Genomic DNA, 16,417 nt, shown 5'->3' with positions numbered 1-16,417 from the left:
TCGTCATGGGCTGTCACCCATGCCTGAACACATAGGGCATGTGGAGGGAACGAGGGGAAGTGAAACATCTCAGTACCCTCAGGAAGAGAAAACAACCGTGATTCCGGGAGTAGTGGCGAGCGAAACCGGATGAGGCCAAACCGTATGTGTGTGAGACCCGGCAGGGGTTGCGCATGCGGGGTTGTGGGAATGAGCTTTTACGGTCTGCCGGCCGTGAGGCGAGTCAGAAACCGTTGATGTAGTCGAAGGACATGCGAAAGGTCCGGCGTAGAGGGTAAGACCCCCGTAGACGAAACATCAGCGGCTTGCTTGCTCATCTCCCAAGTAGCACGGGGCCCGAGAAATCCCGTGTGAATCTGGCGGGACCACCCGCTAAGCCTAAATATTCCCTGGTGACCGATAGCGGATAGTACCGTGAGGGAATGGTGAAAAGTACCGCGGGAGCGGAGTGAAATAGTACCTGAAACCGTGTGCCTACAAGCCGTGGGAGCGTCGCCGTTGTTCTTCGGAACAACGGTCGTGACTGCGTGCCTTTTGAAGAATGAGCCTGCGAGTTAGCGGTGTGTAGCGAGGTTAACCCGTGTGGGGAAGCCGTAGCGAAAGCGAGTCCGAACAGGGCGTTTGAGTTGCACGCTCTAGACCCGAAGCGGAGTGATCTAGCCATGGGCAGGTTGAAGCGGAGGTAAGACTTCGTGGAGGACCGAACCCACCAGGGTTGAAAACCTGGGGGATGACCTGTGGTTAGGGGTGAAAGGCCAATCAAACTCCGTGATAGCTGGTTCTCCCCGAAATGCATTTAGGTGCAGCGTCGTGTGTTTCTTGCCGGAGGTAGAGCACTGGATAGGCGATGGGCCCTACCGGGTTACTGACCTTAGCCAAACTCCGAATGCCGGTAAGTGAGAGCACGGCAGTGAGACTGTGGGGGATAAGCTCCATGGTCGAGAGGGAAACAGCCCAGAGCATCGACTAAGGCCCCTAAGCGTACGCTAAGTGGGAAAGGATGTGGAGTCGCAGAGACAACCAGGAGGTTGGCTTAGAAGCAGCCACCCTTGAAAGAGTGCGTAATAGCTCACTGGTCAAGTGATTCCGCGCCGACAATGTAGCGGGGCTCAAGCGTACCGCCGAAGTCGTGTCATTGCAGCTATAGGGCCAACGCCCGCTGTGATGGGTAGGGGAGCGTCGTGTGCCGGGTGAAGCAGCAGCGGAAGCTAGTTGTGGACGGTTCACGAGTGAGAATGCAGGCATGAGTAGCGATACACACGTGAGAAACGTGTGCGCCGATTGACTAAGGGTTCCTGGGTCAAGCTGATCTGCCCAGGGTAAGTCGGGACCTAAGGCGAGGCCGACAGGCGTAGTCGATGGACAACCGGTTGATATTCCGGTACCCGCTTTGAAACGCCCAATATCGAATCCTCTGATGCTAAGGCCGTGAAGCCGTTCCGGACCCTTCGGGGAATGGAAAGTGGTGGAGCCGCCGGCCCAAGGTGGTAGTAGGTAAGCGATGGGGTGACGCAGGAAGGTAGTCCAACCCGGGCGGTGGTTGTCCCGGGGTAAGGGTGTAGGCCGAGGGTAGGCAAATCCGTCCCTCATACAAGGCTGAGACCTGATGCCGAGCCGATTGTGGTGAAGTGGATGATCCTATGCTGTCGAGAAAAGCCTCTAGCGAGTTTCATGGCGGCCCGTACCCTAAACCGACTCAGGTGGTCAGGTAGAGAATACCGAGGCGTTCGGGTGAACTATGGTTAAGGAACTCGGCAAAATGCCCCGTAACTTCGGGAGAAGGGGGCCATCACTGGTGATAGCACTTGCTGCTTGAGCTGGGGGTGGCCGCAGAGACCAGCGAGAAGCGACTGTTTACTAAAAACACAGGTCCGTGCGAAGCCGTAAGGCGATGTATACGGACTGACGCCTGCCCGGTGCTGGAACGTTAAGGGGACCGGTTAGTGACCTTTCGGGGTTGCGAAGCTGAGAACTTAAGCGCCAGTAAACGGCGGTGGTAACTATAACCATCCTAAGGTAGCGAAATTCCTTGTCGGGTAAGTTCCGACCTGCACGAATGGCGTAACGACTTCTCGACTGTCTCAACCATAGGCCCGGTGAAATTGCACTACGAGTAAAGATGCTCGTTTCGCGCAGCAGGACGGAAAGACCCGGGACCTTTACTACAGTTTGATATTGGTGTTCGGTTCGGCTTGTGTAGGATAGGTGGGAGACTTTGAAGCCGTGACGCCAGTCATGGTGGAGTCGCCGTTGAAATACCACTCTGGTCGTGCTGGATGTCTAACCTCGGTCCGTGATCCGGATCAGGGACAGTGTCTGATGGGTAGTTTAACTGGGGCGGTTGCCTCCCAAAGGGTAACGGAGGCGCCCAAAGGTTCCCTCAGCCTGGTTGGCAATCAGGTGTTGAGTGTAAGTGCACAAGGGAGCTTGACTGTGAGACCGACGGGTCGAGCAGGGACGAAAGTCGGGACTAGTGATCCGGCGGTGGCTTGTGGAAGCGCCGTCGCTCAACGGATAAAAGGTACCCCGGGGATAACAGGCTGATCTTCCCAAGAGTCCATATCGACGGGATGGTTTGGCACCTCGATGTCGGCTCGTCGCATCCTGGGGCTGGAGTCGGTCCCAAGGGTTGGGCTGTTCGCCCATTAAAGCGGTACGCGAGCTGGGTTTAGAACGTCGTGAGACAGTTCGGTCCCTATCCGCTGTGCGCGTAGGAATATTGAGAAGGGCTGTCCCTAGTACGAGAGGACCGGGACGGACGAACCTCTGGTGTGCCAGTTGTCCTGCCAAGGGCATGGCTGGTTGGCTACGTTCGGGAGGGATAACCGCTGAAAGCATCTAAGCGGGAAGCCTGCTTCAAGATGAGTATTCCCACCTCCTTGAGAGGGTAAGGCTCCCAGTAGACGACTGGGTTGATAGGCCAGATGTGGAAGCCCGGTAACGGGTGGAGCTGACTGGTACTAATAGGCCGAGGGCTTGTCCTCAGTTGCTCGCGTCCACTGTGTTAGTTCTGAAGTAACGACCGTGATATTGCCCGGTTGGTTAACTTCATAGTGTTTCGGTGGTCATAGCGTTAGGGAAACGCCCGGTTACATTCCGAACCCGGAAGCTAAGCCTTTCAGCGCCGATGGTACTGCAGGGGGGACCCTGTGGGAGAGTAGGACGCCGCCGAACAATCATTGTGGGAAAGCCCCGCACCTTCTGGTGCGGGGCTTTTCTGCGTTTAGGGCCCGCTCTACCAAAATGACCAGGGGAACCTCGTTCGGGTTGGCGTTCGCCGCCACGGAACGGCTTTAGAGGCGGCCGGCGGCTTTCAGGGACAGGTAGGCGTCGGCCAGGGCCGGGGGGAGGGTGTCCGGGGTGGCGTCTACTACGTGGACGCCGTGGCGGGTGAGTTGGTCGGCGGTGCGGCGGCGTTGGGATTGGGTTTGGGTGGCGGCCGCGGCTTCGTAGACGGCGTCGACGGAGCCCCGTGAGGTGGCCATGTCGGCGATGTGGGGGTCGGAGACCGAGGCCAGGACCACCGTGTGGCGCTGGGTGAGGCGGGGGAGGAGCGGGAGCAGGCCCTCCTCGATGGGGGCCGCGTCCAGGCTCGTCAGGAGGACCACCAGGGAGCGGCGTGGGGCGCTGCGCAGGATGGTGGAGACGAGGGTGCGGGCGTCGGTTTCGACGAGTTCCGGTTCCAGGCCGGCCATGGCGTTGACGAACGCGGGGAGGGTGTCGGCGGCCCCGCGGCCTTGGACCTGGGCGCGGGGGCGGCGGTCGTGGGCCAGGAGGTCGACGCGGTCGCCGGCGCGCAGGGCGAGGGCGGTGAGGAGCAGGGCGGCGTCCATGGCGGAGTCCAGGCGGGGGGCGTCGCCGACGCGACCGGCGGAGGTGCGGCCGGTGTCGAGGCAGATCAGGATGTGGCGGTCGCGTTCGGGGCGCCAGGTGCGGACGGCGACCTCTTGGCGGCGGGCGGTGGCGCGCCAGTCGATGGAGCGGGTGTCGTCGCCGGGGATGTAGTCGCGCAGGCTGTCGAATTCGGTGCCTTCGCCGCGGGTCAGGAGGCTGGTGCGGCCGTCGAGTTCGCGCAGGCGGGCCAGGCGCGAGGGGAGGTGCTTGCGGCTGGTGAAGGGGGGCAGCACGCGGACCGTCCAGGGGACGATGTGCGAGCCCTGGCGGGCCAGGAGGCCGAGGGGGCCGTACGAGCGGATCGTGACGCGGTCGGCGGTGTGGTCGCCGCGGCGGGTGGGGCGCAGGCGGGTGGTCAGGCGGCGGCGTTCGCCGGCGGGGACGCGCAGGGTGCGGCGGGAGGCGAGGGCTTCCGTGCCGGGTTGCCCGCTGCTGGGGGGCCAGGCGTCGCGGAGGAGGGCGCGCAGGGGGCGCGTACCGGGGTTGGTGACGGTGAGGTGGACGTCGGCGGCTTCGCCGAGGCGGACGGAGGTGTCGCCGGAGCGGGTCAGGCGCAGGGTGCGGACGGGGGCGGCGAGGGCGTAGTCGACGGCGCAGGCCAGGGCCAGGGGGGCGTTGACGGCGAGGAGGCCCGTCCAGCTGGGTTCGAGGATGCCCACGGGCAGGCTGGCGAGGGCCGCGACGAGGGCGGCGCGTCCGGTGAGGGCCATCAGCGGGGGACGGGGACGTGGGCGAGGATCGCCGTGATCACCGAGTCGGGGGTGACGCCTTCCATCTCGGCTTCGGGGCGTAGTTGGACGCGGTGGCGCAGGGTCGGCAGGGCGAGGGCCTTGACGTCGTCGGGGGTGACGTAGTCGCGGCCGGTGAGCCAGGCCCAGGCGCGGGCGGTGGCCAGGAGGGCGGTCGCGCCGCGCGGGGAGACGCCGAGGGTGAGGGAGGGGGATTCGCGGGTGGCGCGGCAGATGTCGACGACGTAGGCGGTGATCTCGGGGGAGACGGCGGTGGATTCGACGGCCCGGCGGGCGGCTGCGAGCTGTTCGGGGCCGGCGACGGGGCGCAGGCCGGCGGCGTGCAGGTCGCGCGGGTCGAAGCCGGCGGCGTGGCGGGTCAGGACGCCGATCTCGTCCTCGCGGGAGGGCAGGGGGACCGTCAGTTTGAGGAGGAAGCGGTCGAGTTGGGCTTCGGGGAGGGGGTAGGTGCCCTCGTACTCGACGGGGTTCATGGTGGCGGCGACGAGGAAGGGCTCGGGGAGCCTGCGGGGGGTGCCGTCGACGGTGACCTGGCGTTCCTCCATCGCTTCGAGGAGCGAGGACTGGGTCTTGGGGGGCGTGCGGTTGATCTCGTCGGCGAGGAGGAGGTTGGTGAAGACCGGGCCGTCCTGGAAGGAGAACTCGGCGGTGCGGGCGTCGTAGACGAGGGAGCCGGTGACGTCGCTGGGCATCAGGTCGGGGGTGAACTGGACGCGCTTGGTGTCGAGGGACAGCGAGGCGGCGAGGGCGCGCACCAGGAGGGTCTTCGCGACGCCGGGGACGCCTTCGAGGAGGACGTGGCCGCGGCACAGGAGGGCGACGACCAGGCCGGTGACGGCGGAGTCCTGGCCGACCACGGCCTTGGCGATCTCGGTGCGGAGCGCCTCCAGGGAGGAACGGGCGCTGCTGTCCGTGGTGGCCGTCATGAGGTGCGGACCTCTCTTTCGAGGGCGTCGAGGTGGTCGGCGAGCGCGACGAGTGCCGCGTCGTCGGCGGGGGTGGTGCCGAAGAGGAGGGTGGCCGGGTCGGGGCCGGCGTCCGGGGTGGGGCTTGTGCGGTGGGTGGTGACGGCCGGGAGCAGGGCGGCGGGGTCGTGGGCCTGGGTGGGCGGTACGCCGACCAGTACGGCGAGGCGTTCGCGGGTGGCGGCGCGCAGCACGGTGGCGGCGCGGTCGCGGGCGGCGGCCTTGCGGTAGAGGCGGGCGCGGCCTTCGGTGGCTTCGGAGGCGCGGATGGCCACGGGGAGTCGCTCGGTGACGAGGGGTCCGAGGCGGCGGGCTCGCCAGAGGGCGGCGAGGACGGCGGCGACGCAGAGTTGCAGGGCGGCCCAGGTCCAGCCGGCGGGGACGAGGTCGAGGAGGCTCTGTTCCTCGGCGTCGGCGTCGGCAGGCATGTCGGCGAGGTTCGGCAGGTACCAGACGAGGTCGGGGCGGGAGCCGAGGAGTTGCAGGGCGAGGGAGGCGTTGCCCTCGCGGGCGAGGGTCTCGTTGCGCAGGATCGTCTCGGAGCCGAGGAGGACGGTGTCGCCGCCCTTGTCGGCCGGGAGGACGAGGAGGGTGGGGTGGCCGTCGGCGGGGTAGCAGGCGGTGGCGCCGGGTCGGTCGGTGGAGTAGCGGTCGCCGTCGCCGGTGGTGGCGCGGCCGGCCGTGGTGGCGGCGGGCAGGGCGCAGTCGGGGGCGAGGTCGCCGCGGTGGGCGGGGCCCCGGGTGCGGGTGGTGGGGGCCAGGTCGGTGAGGGAGGTGTCGGGGGCGATGAGGACGGTGCGGCCGCCGGAGAGGTCGATGGCGGAGCGTACGGCGCGTCGTTGGCGTTCGCCCAGGAGGTCGGGGTCGGTGACCAGGAGGGTGGTGGTGGGGCTCGCGGCGGCGACGGCTTCGTCGGCGTGGGTGACGACGCGGGTGGTGACGCCGCGTTCCTTGAGGAGTTGGGCGAGGGCGCGGCTGCCGTCGGGGTCGGCGGAGCGGGGGTCGAGGCGGCCGTGGTGGTCGCCCGCCTGGAGGCCGGCGAGGAGGACGGCGGCGGCGATCAGGACGCCGAGGGCGAGGAGGAGGCCGCGGGCGCGGGTCCACAGCTGTGCGCGGGTGGGCGCGGTGGAGGTGCCGGCGGTGGCGGGCCGCTGGGGGGTGGGGTGCGGGGCGGTCATGCCGTGGGTCCCGTCAGGAGCGGCTTGGCGCGCTCCAGGGTGAGGTCCAGGGTGCGCAGGCGGGCGTACGTGTCGGGGTCGGCGGTGCGGCCGCCGTAGGTGACGTCGTCGAAGGTGCGGGCGGCGGCGCGCAGGTCGGCGGCGTGGGCGGGGAGGGAGGCGGCGGCTTCGGCGGCGGCCTCGTCGGCGGTGCGGCCGGGGCGGGGGTCGAGGAGGGTGCGTTCCTCCAGGGAGCGGACGACGGCCCGCATGCGTTCCTGGACGGCTTCGGTCCAGCGGCCGGCGGCCGCGTGGGCTTCGGCGGCGGTGCGGTGGTCGGCGGCGCTGCGGGGGCCGTCGTCGAAGAGGGTGCCGGCGCCGGAGGGGAGGCGGCGGGGGGTGCCGAGGCGCCACCAGAGGGCGGCGACGGCCAGGATGACGAGGACGGCGATGGCGAGCAGGCCGAGGGCGCCGCCGGGGGTGGATCCGGCGGCGCTGTCGAAGAGGGAGCCGACCCATTCCCAGAAGCGGTCCAGGGCCCTTTCGAGGAGGCTCGGGTCGCTCTGGTGGTAGGCGGGTTTGGCCAGCTCGCGTTCGGCGGCCTCGCGGGCGGCGTCGCGTGAGGTCGTCAGCGGTGGTGTCTCGGCGGCCGGCGGTCGGGCCGTGGCGCCGGTGACGATGACGATGAGTCCCCCCGTGCTCATCAGCGTGTCAGCCCCCGGTGATCGTGCCGCCGGGGCCGTCGAGGCCGGCGGCGCGGGCGAGCTCCAGGTCGAGGGCTTCGCGGCGGATGCGCTGGTCGACGTAGAGGAGGGTGGTCACGCCCGTCTGCATCGGGAGGGTGATGGTGGTGCCGATGATCCCGCCGATCGCGGTGATGATCAGGAAGGTCCAGTTCCGGGCGGCGCTGCCGTCGAGGAGGGCGCCGAGGCCGCCGGGGGTCGCGAGGGCGGCGACGGCGGCGAAGGGCATGGCGATGATGGCGGCGGTGATGCTGCGGATCAGCCAGGTCAGGACGGTGATGCCGCAGACGCGCCACCAGGAGCCCTTGACGAGTCGGGCGGAGCGCTTCATGGCGCCGATGGCCGAGCCGCGTTCCAGCATCAGGGCGGGCGGGGCCAGCGAGAAGGTCACGTAGAACCAGGCCAGCAGGACCAGGCCGATGGGCAGGCTCAGCGCGGTCAGCAGGACGTTGCCGGAGAGGATGCCGGGCAGGGCGGGCAGGAAGCCGGCGGCGAGGGCGCCCACGAGCAGCAGGCCGGTGAGGCCGAGCATGCGCGGTGCGAGGGGGCGGACGGTGCGCAGGGTGGCGGCGGGGGTGGAGGCGCGGCCGAGGACGGCGTTGCTGACGACGGGCGCCAGCAGGGCGGTGACCAAGGCCAGCGCGGTGAACTCCGCGTAGTACTGGAAGCCGTACAGGGCGAGGGTGTCGCCCATGAGGTCCAGGGCCTGGGAGGGGGTCGCGGTCTGCGGGTCGAGGACGACGGTGTCCAGCGTGAGGCGCTGGACGAGGAGGATGGCGAGCTGGAAGAGGACGGCGACGACCAGGGTGATGGACAGGACGGAGCGCCAGTGCCCGCGCAGGGTGGAGACGGCGCCGTCGAGGATCTCGCCGAGGCCCAGGGGGCGCAGCGGGATGACACCGGGCTTGGCGGCGGGCGGGGGGCCGCCCCAGCCGCCGGGGTGGCCGTAGGGGCCCGCGTACGGGGCCGTGGGCCGCTGGCCGGGCTGTCGCTCGTACGAGCCCCAGCCGGGGGTCTGGCGGCTCGGCGGGGGGCTCTGGCCGGGGCTCGGGCTCGACCACTGGCCGGGCGGCGGCTGCGACGCCGACCACTTGTCGTCACCGGCGGGCGGCGCGGGGGGCCGGCCGTCGTCGGAGCCCTGGCCGTCGGACGGGGATCCGGGCGTGGCCCAACCCGGAGAGTCGTTCATCGTCGCTCCTTCGCGTGCGCCCGCCGTGGCGGGCGCGCTGGTCGGCTGCCATCGTGCCATGGGGGGAGTCGGAACGGACCGGCGCTCCCCTGGATCTTCGGGGCCGGGGCCTTCGGGGCGCTCGTTCCCTTCAATTGTCGCGCCGATCCGGGGCAGACTGGTCGTCCTGATCTCCACGCAGGTCCGAGGGGCGATTTCCAGCCCTTTTGGCTGTGGGACAGCTCACCGCCGGGTAACGATTAGCTAATGGGATGATGTCAACCATGAAGGGACGAGTCCTTGTCGTCGACGACGACACCGCGCTGGCCGAGATGCTCGGCATTGTGCTGCGTGGAGAAGGTTTTGAGCCGTCGTTCGTAGCGGACGGCGACAAGGCACTGGCTGCCTTCCGGGAGGCCAAGCCGGATCTGGTCCTGCTGGATCTGATGCTGCCCGGACGGGACGGCATAGAGGTGTGCAGGCTGATCCGTGCCGAATCCGGGGTGCCGATCGTCATGCTCACGGCGAAGAGCGACACGGTGGACGTGGTGGTGGGCCTGGAGTCCGGTGCCGACGACTACATCGTCAAGCCGTTCAAGCCGAAGGAGCTGGTCGCGCGCATCCGGGCGCGGCTGCGCCGCTCCGAGGAGCCCGCGCCCGAGCAGCTGGCCATCGGTGACCTGGTCATCGACGTCGCCGGGCACTCGGTCAAGCGCGACGGCGCCTCCATCGCCCTGACCCCGCTGGAGTTCGACCTGCTGGTCGCGCTGGCCCGCAAGCCCTGGCAGGTGTTCACCCGCGAGGTGCTGCTGGAGCAGGTCTGGGGCTACCGGCACGCGGCGGACACCCGCCTGGTCAACGTGCATGTGCAGCGGCTGCGCTCCAAGGTCGAGAAGGACCCGGAGCGCCCCGAGATCGTCGTGACGGTGCGCGGTGTCGGCTACAAGGCCGGACCCAGCTGACGTGCAGCCCGGCGGTTCCCGGGACGGCTCCGGCGGCGGAGCCCCGCGGGGCTCCCGGCCGCCGCGCGGCGGCGCGGGCGGCAATCCCGTGCTGCGGCTGTGCGTACGCCTCGTACGCCGGCCGCTGCTTCCGGCTGTCCGGCTGTGGCGGCGCAACATCCAGCTCCGGGTGGTCGCGGCGACGCTGCTGATGTCGCTCGCCGTGGTCCTCGCGCTCGGCTGGGTGGTCGTCGCGTCGGTCAGCAAGGGACTCCTCGACGCCAAGGAGGAGGCCGCGCAGAGCCAGGCCGCGGGAGGGTTCGCGGTCGCACAGGAGAAGGCGAACACGCCCTCCGCGGTGGACGGGCCCGACGCCACCGACAACAAGGTCGGCCGGGACGCCAGTACGTGGATGAACTCGCTCGTCAAGCAGCTCGCCAGTGGCGGGCAGACCGCCTTCGAGGTCGTGGCGCTCGGCGCCGGCACCGGCGAGGAGCGGCCGGGCCCGCAGAGCCCCGCCGCCCAGGGCGTCAAGGGAGCCCGCGCCTCCGGCAACGTCGACCCCACCGCGAGCGTGCCCACCGGGCTGCGCCGGGCCGTCAACCACGCCACCGGCACGTTCAAGACGTTCTCCGAGATCCGCTACACCGCCGGCGCCGGGGAGAAGGCGCCCGAGCCCGCGCTCGTCGTGGGCAAGCGGCTCACGGACATCAACGGCGACCCGTACGACCTGTACTACCTCTTCCCGCTGACGCAGGAGGAGGAGTCCCTCAACCTCGTCAAGAGCACCCTCGCGACTGCCGGGCTGTTCGTCGTGGTGCTGCTCAGCGCCATCGCCTGGCTCGTCGTACGCCAGGTCGTGACCCCCGTACGGATGGCCGCCGGGATCGCCGAGCGGCTCTCGGCCGGGCGGCTGCAGGAGCGGATGAAGGTCACCGGCGAGGACGACATCGCGCGCCTGGGCGAGGCCTTCAACAAGATGGCCCAGAACCTCCAGAACAAGATCCAGCAGCTGGAGGAGCTCTCGCGGATGCAGCGCCGGTTCGTCTCGGACGTCTCGCACGAGCTGCGGACCCCGCTGACGACGGTACGGATGGCCGCCGACGTCATCCACGACGCGCGGGTCGACTTCGACCCGATCACGGCGCGCTCCGCCGAACTGCTCGCCGGGCAGCTCGACCGGTTCGAGTCGCTGCTCGCCGACCTGCTGGAGATCAGCCGCTTCGACGCGGGCGCGGCCGCCCTGGAGGCGGAGCCCATCGACCTGCGGGACGTCGTGCGCCGCGTCATCGACGGGGCCGAACCGCTCGCCGAGCACAAGGGGACCCGTATCCGGGTCCTCGGCGACTCCCAGCCCGTCATCGCCGAGGCCGACTCGCGGCGCGTCGAGCGGGTGCTGCGCAACCTCGTCGTCAACGCCGTGGAGCACGGCGAGGGCCGCGACGTGGTGGTGCGGCTCGCGTCGGCGGGCGGGGCGGTGGCCGTGGCCGTACGCGACTACGGCGTGGGCCTGAAGCCCGGCGAGGCCACCCGCGTCTTCAACCGCTTCTGGCGGGCCGACCCGGCGCGCGCCCGGACCACCGGCGGTACGGGCCTCGGCCTGTCCATCGCCGTCGAGGACGCCCGGCTGCACGGCGGCTGGCTCCAGGCCTGGGGCGAGCCCGGCGGCGGCTCGCAGTTCCGCCTGACGCTGCCCCGTACCGCCGACGAGCCGCTGCGCGGATCGCCGATCCCGTTGGAGCCCGAGGACTCGCGCGGCAACCGGGCGCGGGCCGCCGCCGAGGCCGCCGCCCGCCAAGGTGGCTCCGCCGGGCCGGGCGGAGCGCACGGGGGGCGGGCCGAGCGGGCCGACCGTTCGCCGATACCGCCGAGGCCCGCCGTCACCACCGCGATGCCGGTACCCGCCGATCCCACGGCGCTGCCCGGCAATGGCGCGCGGGTCGTGGCCCGGCCGACCGATCAGGGAGCAGCACAGGAGGATGGATCCGGTGGAGGACGCTGAGCGCGGCGTACGGAACGGTCGCGGCGGTGGCCGTGGTCACGGCCGTGGCCGTGGTCGCCGGGGTGGGCGGTTCGCCGGGACGTGGGCGCTGTCGGCCGGCGTGGTCGGCTGCCTGCTGCTCGCGGGCTGCGCCTCCATGCCCGACCGGGGGGAGATCCGTAGGGTCGAGGCCTCGCAGGGCGTGGACTCCCAGGTACGGGTCTTCGGGGTGCCGCCCGCCGACAAGGCCGGCCCCGCCGACATCGTCGACGGCTTCCTGGAGGCCATGACCAGCGACGACCCGCAGCTCGCGACGGCCCGCAAGTACCTCACCGAGGAGGCCGCCAAGAACTGGAGGCCCGGCTCGGCCGTCACCGTGCTCTCCGCCGGCCTCGACCGGGTCCCCGTCCAAGGGGAGAAGGACCCCGACGGGCCGCGCTGGAAGGTCTACGGCAAGAAGCTCGCCACCGTCGACGAGCGCAGCGCCTACCAGCCGGAGACCGGCGGCGGCCGCTACGAGGAGTTCCTCCAGCTCGTCCAGGTCAACAAGCAGTGGCGCATCGCGACCCCGCCCAGCAGCCTCGTCCTCAGCGAATCCGACTTCCAGCGCATCTACAAGCCGGTGAACAAGTACTACTTCGCCGGCTCCACGCTCGTCGCCGACCCGGTGTACGTGCGTCAACGCAGCGACCCCGACTCGCGGATGGACCCGACCACGCAGACCGTGCAGTCGTTGCTCGCCGGTCCCTCCAAGTGGCTCGGCCCCGTCGTCTCCACCGCCTTCCCGACCGGCAGCGAACTGCGCGAGGGCACCAAGTCCCTGTCCTACGACGGCCAGAACACGCTGCGCGTCCCGCTCAACGAGAAGGGCAGCGCCGTCGGGCAGCCGCAGTGCCAGAAGATGGCCACGCAACTCATGTACACCGTGCGGGACCTGACGGCCTCCCGACTGGACCGCGTCGAACTGCTGCGCCCCGACGGCACGTCCTCGCTGTGCTGGGTGACCGGCTCGGCCGCGGCGGTCATCGCCGGCCGGCCGCCGTCGCCGGATCACCAGTACTACGTGGACAAGGACTTCAAGCTCGTCCGGATGGTCCTCAACGTCGGCGCCGACGACCAGCAGCAGGACAAGCCGGAGCCGGCGCCCGGCCCGCTGGCCACGGCCGCCGGCTTCAAGGTGGGCTCGGCCGCCATCACGTACGACGAGAAGCGCGCGGCGGTGGTCTCCGAGGGCGGCCACGGCCTGTACGTGGTGACGCTGACGACCGCCGGACCGATGCCGCAGCCGCTGCTGTCCAGCAAGTCCGGCAAGCTGACCGCGCCCACCTGGGACGCCCGCGGCGACCTGTGGATCGCCGACGGCGACCCGCAGACCCAGGGCCTGTGGCGGGTGCCGGGCGGCACCGGGACCCCGCAGAAGGTGGAGGTGTCCGGCCTGGACAAGGCGCGCATCACGGCCCTGAAGGCCTCCCCCGACGGGGTGCGCGTCGCCCTGCTCGTGGAGCGCGACGGCGGCCGCAAGAACCTCTACCTCGGGCGCGTCGAACGCCCCGAGGGCGCGGCGGACACCTCGCCGGTGTCGGTGCGCGAGCTGCGGCCGGCGGCCCCGCAGATGGCGGAGGTGACGGCGATGAGCTGGGCGCCGCGCGGACGGCTGCTGGTGGTGGGCCGCGAGAGCGGCGGCGTCGACCAGGCCCGCTACATGCTGGCCGACGGGTCGATGGTCGCGGCGAGCCTGCCGGGGGCGACGGGGCTGCGCGCGATCGCCGCCTCGGAGGACGAGGCCAAGCCGGTGGTGGCGGACTCCGGCGAGGACGGCATCGTGTGGCTGCCGCCGGGGGCGCAGTGGCGCACGGTGGCGGCGGGCGGCCGGGCGCCGGTGTACCCGGGCTGAGGCCGAGGCGTACGAGGTCCGGCGGCCCCGGGTTTTCCACAGGGGTGGCGGATGCGGTGGCCGCCCGGCACCGTGGAGGGATGCGGGGGTGCGTACGGGGCTGGTGGCGCGAGGTGAGCCGGCTGGTGCTGCCCGGCGGCTGCGCGGGCTGCGGGGCGGCGATGGCCTGGCCGCTGTGCGGGGCGTGCGGGGCCGCCCTGGACGGCGCCGGGGCGGGGCCGGTGTGTTGGGCCGAGAGGGGGTCGGGGCCGGTGGGGCTGCCCGTGGTGTACGCGGGGGCGGCCTACGAAGGGGCCGTACGGGCCGTCGTGCTGGCCCACAAGGAACGCGGGGCGCTGCCGCTGGCGGGTCCGCTCGGGGCGCGCTCGCGGCGGCGGTGCTGCGGGCGGCCGGGAGGGCGCGCAGGCAGGGTCCGGCGGGAGCTGGCGCTCGTTCCGGTGCCCTCCGCGCGGCGGACGGTACGGGCGCGCGGGCACGATCCGGCGCGCAGGATCGCCCTGGCCGCCTCGGCGCGGCTGCGCGCGGCCGGGGTGCCCGCGCGGGTGGCCCCCGTACTGCGGCTGCGACGGCCGGTGGAGGACCAGGCGGGGCTGGGAGCGGCCCGGCGGTGGGAGAACCTGGCCGGGGCCCTGGCGGTGCGCCCCGGTGGGGTGCGGCTGACGGCCGGGGCACGGATCCTGCTGGTGGACGACCTGATCACCACCGGGGCCACGCTCGCGGAGGCGTCGCGGGCGCTGCGCGCGGCGGGGGTGGGGGCGCGGGGTCTGGGGGCGGAGGCGGCGGCCGTGGTGGCGGCGCCGGGAGCATCGTTCGACCGGATCCGGCCGACAACTCGTACAGAGCAAAAATCTTGCGAATAGATTTGGAACCCCAGGGGAATGCGCATCGTTGCAGGTAGTAAGAGGGACGAGCCACCTGATCGGAGGTTTGTTCCGGTAGCGGGTGCCGACAACCGGCTTTGAGGGATATGTTCGGTTGTGAGGAACTGGCGATCCTTGGGCCCCGGCTATCGGTGCACCGGTCCGCCCGTCAATGGAATCTTCGTGTCAGAGGGTGTCTCTCTACTCCGAAGTCGGTGGGGTGTAGATCTTGCCGATGGGGGAGGAGGAGGTGAAAGTCGCCAAGTCCGAGGCTCCGGTGTTCACCGGAGCCTGGTGCGAAAGGGAGACGCTTCGCCGCTGGAGGTGAAGGTCTCCGGGAACGGAGTTCTGCGTGGACATCGTCGTCAAGGGCCGCAAGACCGAGGTGCCCGAGCGGTTCCGCAAGCACGTGGCCGAGAAGCTGAATCCGGAGCGGATCCAGAAGCTCGACGCCAAGGTGATCAGCTTGGACGTCGAGGTGTCCAAGGAGCACAACCCGCGCCAGGCCGACCGTTCCGACCGCGTGGAGATCACCCTGCGTTCGCGGGGTCCGGTGATCCGTGCCGAGGCCGCCGCCGCCGACCCGTACGCGGCGCTCGACCTCGCTCAGGACAAGCTGGAGGCCCGGCTGCGCAAGCAGCACGACAAGCGTTTCACCCGCCGCGGCAGCGGCCGGCTGTCGGCGGCCGAGGTCGCCGACGTGGTGCCCGGCGTCGCCCAGCTGAACGCCAACGGCGAGCCGGTCGGCGAGGAGCAGGCGGAGGGGATCCCGACGACGCGTATCGGATCCCTCGAAATCCAGGGCGAAGGCCCGCTCATCGTTCGCGAGAAGACCCACTCGGCGGGCCCCATGTCCCTCGACCAGGCGCTCTACGAAATGGAGCTGGTCGGGCACGACTTCTATCTGTTCGTGGACTCCGAAACCAAGATGCCCAGTGTCGTCTACCGCCGTCACGCTTATGACTACGGCGTCGTCCACCTGAACTCCGACGGTGCTTCCAGCTCGGACGAGTCCGCGGCGGGCGCGGGCGGCGCGCTCGGCGGCTGATCATTCACCGTTGCCCCTGTGGAACACCCCGAGGAACAGTTCGGGGGTCCACAGGGGCACTTGTCTGAGAAGCGGTGGTGTCCGAGAAGCGGTGGCCGGTTGTCACCCCTTACCGGCGCGTACTGACCCGTATGAGCCAGACCGGTTCCGGTGGACCCCGTGCGGTGGTGTGGGCATGGAATCATGGCGGGCAGTCAATCGGCGGACGAATCCGCCGGATTGGCCGGGCAGCTCGGCACACGCAGGGGGAGGAATGATGGCGGACAGCTTCGGGCCGGTGCGCGGTGACGACGGCGCGGGCTGTCGTGGGGTGGACACGGCCGGGGCCGGCGAGGGCGGGGGCGAGCCGGCGGGGGAACCCATCCGGGTACTCGTCGTCGACGACCACGCCCTCTTCCGGCGGGGCCTGGAGATCGTCCTCGCGCAGGAGGAGGACATCCAGGTCGTCGGTGAGGCCGGGGACGGGGCCGAGGCGGTGGACAAGGCCGCCGACCTGCTTCCGGACATCGTGCTCATGGACGTGCGGATGCCGCGGCGCGGTGGCATCGAGGCCTGCACCTCGATCAAGGAGGTGGCCCCCTCCGCGAAGATCATCATGCTGACGATCAGCGACGAGGAGGCGGACCTCTACGACGCGATCAAGGCGGGCGCGACGGGCTACCTGTTGAAGGAGATCTCGACGGACGAGGTCGCCACCGCGATCCGCGCCGTCGCGGACGGACAGTCGCAGATCAGTCCGTCGATGGCCTCGAAGCTGCTGACCGAGTTCAAGTCGATGATCCAGCGCACCGACGAGCGGCGGCTCGTGCCGGCGCCCCGGCTGACCGATCGGGAGCTGGAGGTGCTGAAACTGGTGGCCACCGGCATGAACAACCGGGACATCGCCAAGCAGTTGTTCATCTCCGAGAACACGGTGAAGAACCACGTGCGCAACATCCTGGAGAAGCTCCAGCTGCACTCCAGGATGGAGGCCGTGGTCTACGCGATGCGGGAGAAGATCCTCGAAATCCGCTGAGA

General features: G+C 70.1%; 11 protein-coding genes and 2 rRNA genes (1 of these 13 cut by a window edge). 8 read left to right on the top strand and 5 right to left on the bottom strand.

Going from position 1 to position 16,417, the window contains the following annotated elements; all coding sequences use genetic code 11:
- Both M4D82_RS13460 and rrf read left to right on the top strand, forming a co-directional pair.
- Positions 1 to 2,984: ribosomal RNA gene (locus M4D82_RS13460) — 23S ribosomal RNA — on the top strand (it extends 132 nt beyond the left edge of the window).
- Positions 2,985 to 3,057: 73 nt separating this feature from the next.
- Positions 3,058 to 3,174, top strand: a 5S ribosomal RNA gene (rrf, locus tag M4D82_RS13455).
- A 119-nt stretch (positions 3,175 to 3,293) separates the two neighbouring features.
- Here rrf and M4D82_RS13450 read toward each other — a convergent pair.
- The 5 genes from M4D82_RS13450 to M4D82_RS13430 are packed head-to-tail and all read right to left on the bottom strand — an operon-like array spanning position 3,294 to position 8,697.
- Complete coding sequence (locus M4D82_RS13450) at positions 3,294 to 4,604, bottom strand: DUF58 domain-containing protein (RefSeq protein ID WP_249766278.1); 1,311 nt, start codon at positions 4,602 to 4,604, stop codon at positions 3,294 to 3,296.
- Positions 4,604 to 5,569, bottom strand: a complete 966-nt coding sequence (locus tag M4D82_RS13445) for an AAA family ATPase (RefSeq protein ID WP_249766277.1) — start codon at positions 5,567 to 5,569, stop codon at positions 4,604 to 4,606. The genes M4D82_RS13450 and M4D82_RS13445 overlap by 1 nt, the downstream gene beginning before the upstream one ends.
- Positions 5,566 to 6,786 (bottom strand): DUF4350 domain-containing protein, encoded by a 1,221-nt coding sequence (locus M4D82_RS13440; protein ID WP_249766276.1) that lies wholly within the window; start codon positions 6,784 to 6,786, stop codon positions 5,566 to 5,568. Before M4D82_RS13440 ends, M4D82_RS13445 begins: the two co-directional genes overlap by 4 nt.
- The gene (locus tag M4D82_RS13435) at positions 6,783 to 7,469 is read right to left on the bottom strand and encodes a DUF4129 domain-containing protein (RefSeq protein ID WP_249766275.1); all 687 of its coding nucleotides are present in this window, start codon (positions 7,467 to 7,469) and stop codon (positions 6,783 to 6,785) included. The genes M4D82_RS13440 and M4D82_RS13435 overlap by 4 nt, the downstream gene beginning before the upstream one ends.
- Before the next feature lie 7 nt (positions 7,470 to 7,476).
- Complete coding sequence (locus M4D82_RS13430; RefSeq protein WP_249766274.1) at positions 7,477 to 8,697, bottom strand: hypothetical protein; 1,221 nt, start codon at positions 8,695 to 8,697, stop codon at positions 7,477 to 7,479.
- A gap of 251 nt (positions 8,698 to 8,948) precedes the next feature.
- Here M4D82_RS13430 and mtrA point away from each other — a divergent pair, with 251 nt between their 5' ends.
- The 6 genes from mtrA to M4D82_RS13400 all read left to right on the top strand — a co-directional run bounded on the left by mtrA (position 8,949) and on the right by M4D82_RS13400 (position 16,415).
- Entirely contained in the window at positions 8,949 to 9,638 is a 690-nt protein-coding gene (gene mtrA / locus M4D82_RS13425; protein ID WP_189747360.1) for a two-component system response regulator MtrA, read from the top strand.
- 88 nt (positions 9,639 to 9,726) lie between these two features.
- Entirely contained in the window at positions 9,727 to 11,619 is a 1,893-nt protein-coding gene (gene mtrB, locus M4D82_RS13420; RefSeq protein ID WP_249771761.1) for an MtrAB system histidine kinase MtrB, read from the top strand.
- Entirely contained in the window at positions 11,606 to 13,492 is a 1,887-nt protein-coding gene (locus tag M4D82_RS13415) for an LpqB family beta-propeller domain-containing protein (RefSeq protein WP_249766273.1), read from the top strand. The genes mtrB and M4D82_RS13415 overlap by 14 nt, the downstream gene beginning before the upstream one ends.
- Positions 13,493 to 13,572: 80 nt before the next feature.
- On the top strand, positions 13,573 to 14,352 hold the full coding sequence (locus M4D82_RS13410) for a ComF family protein (protein ID WP_249766272.1): 780 nt from the start codon (positions 13,573 to 13,575) through the stop codon (positions 14,350 to 14,352).
- Between the two features lie 352 nt (positions 14,353 to 14,704).
- Entirely contained in the window at positions 14,705 to 15,400 is a 696-nt protein-coding gene (hpf, locus tag M4D82_RS13405) for a ribosome hibernation-promoting factor, HPF/YfiA family (protein WP_249766271.1), read from the top strand.
- Positions 15,401 to 15,656: 256 nt separating this feature from the next.
- Complete coding sequence (locus tag M4D82_RS13400; RefSeq protein ID WP_249766270.1) at positions 15,657 to 16,415, top strand: response regulator; 759 nt, start codon at positions 15,657 to 15,659, stop codon at positions 16,413 to 16,415.
- Positions 16,416 to 16,417 lie beyond the last annotated feature (2 nt).

Source organism: Streptomyces sp. RerS4 (assembly GCF_023515955.1).
Classification (GTDB): Bacteria; Actinomycetota; Actinomycetes; order Streptomycetales; family Streptomycetaceae; genus Streptomyces.
Note: the sequence above shows the minus strand (reverse complement) of the source record. Positions and strands in the feature narration are given on the sequence as shown.

What these genes read in the sequence shown, in the direction of transcription:
- M4D82_RS13410 (WP_249766272.1), top strand. Translation starts at nt 13,573, where the DNA reads ATGCGGGGGTGCGTACGGGGCTGGTGGCGCGAGGTGAGCCGGCTGGTG.
- M4D82_RS13430 (WP_249766274.1), bottom strand. Translation starts at nt 8,697, where the DNA reads ATGAACGACTCTCCGGGTTGGGCCACGCCCGGATCCCCGTCCGACGGC.
- M4D82_RS13445 (WP_249766277.1), bottom strand. Translation starts at nt 5,569, where the DNA reads ATGACGGCCACCACGGACAGCAGCGCCCGTTCCTCCCTGGAGGCGCTC.
- M4D82_RS13440 (WP_249766276.1), bottom strand. Translation starts at nt 6,786, where the DNA reads ATGACCGCCCCGCACCCCACCCCCCAGCGGCCCGCCACCGCCGGCACC.
- M4D82_RS13400 (WP_249766270.1), top strand. Translation starts at nt 15,657, where the DNA reads ATGGCGGACAGCTTCGGGCCGGTGCGCGGTGACGACGGCGCGGGCTGT.
- mtrA (WP_189747360.1), top strand. Translation starts at nt 8,949, where the DNA reads ATGATGTCAACCATGAAGGGACGAGTCCTTGTCGTCGACGACGACACC.
- M4D82_RS13435 (WP_249766275.1), bottom strand. Translation starts at nt 7,469, where the DNA reads ATGAGCACGGGGGGACTCATCGTCATCGTCACCGGCGCCACGGCCCGA.
- M4D82_RS13450 (WP_249766278.1), bottom strand. Translation starts at nt 4,604, where the DNA reads ATGGCCCTCACCGGACGCGCCGCCCTCGTCGCGGCCCTCGCCAGCCTG.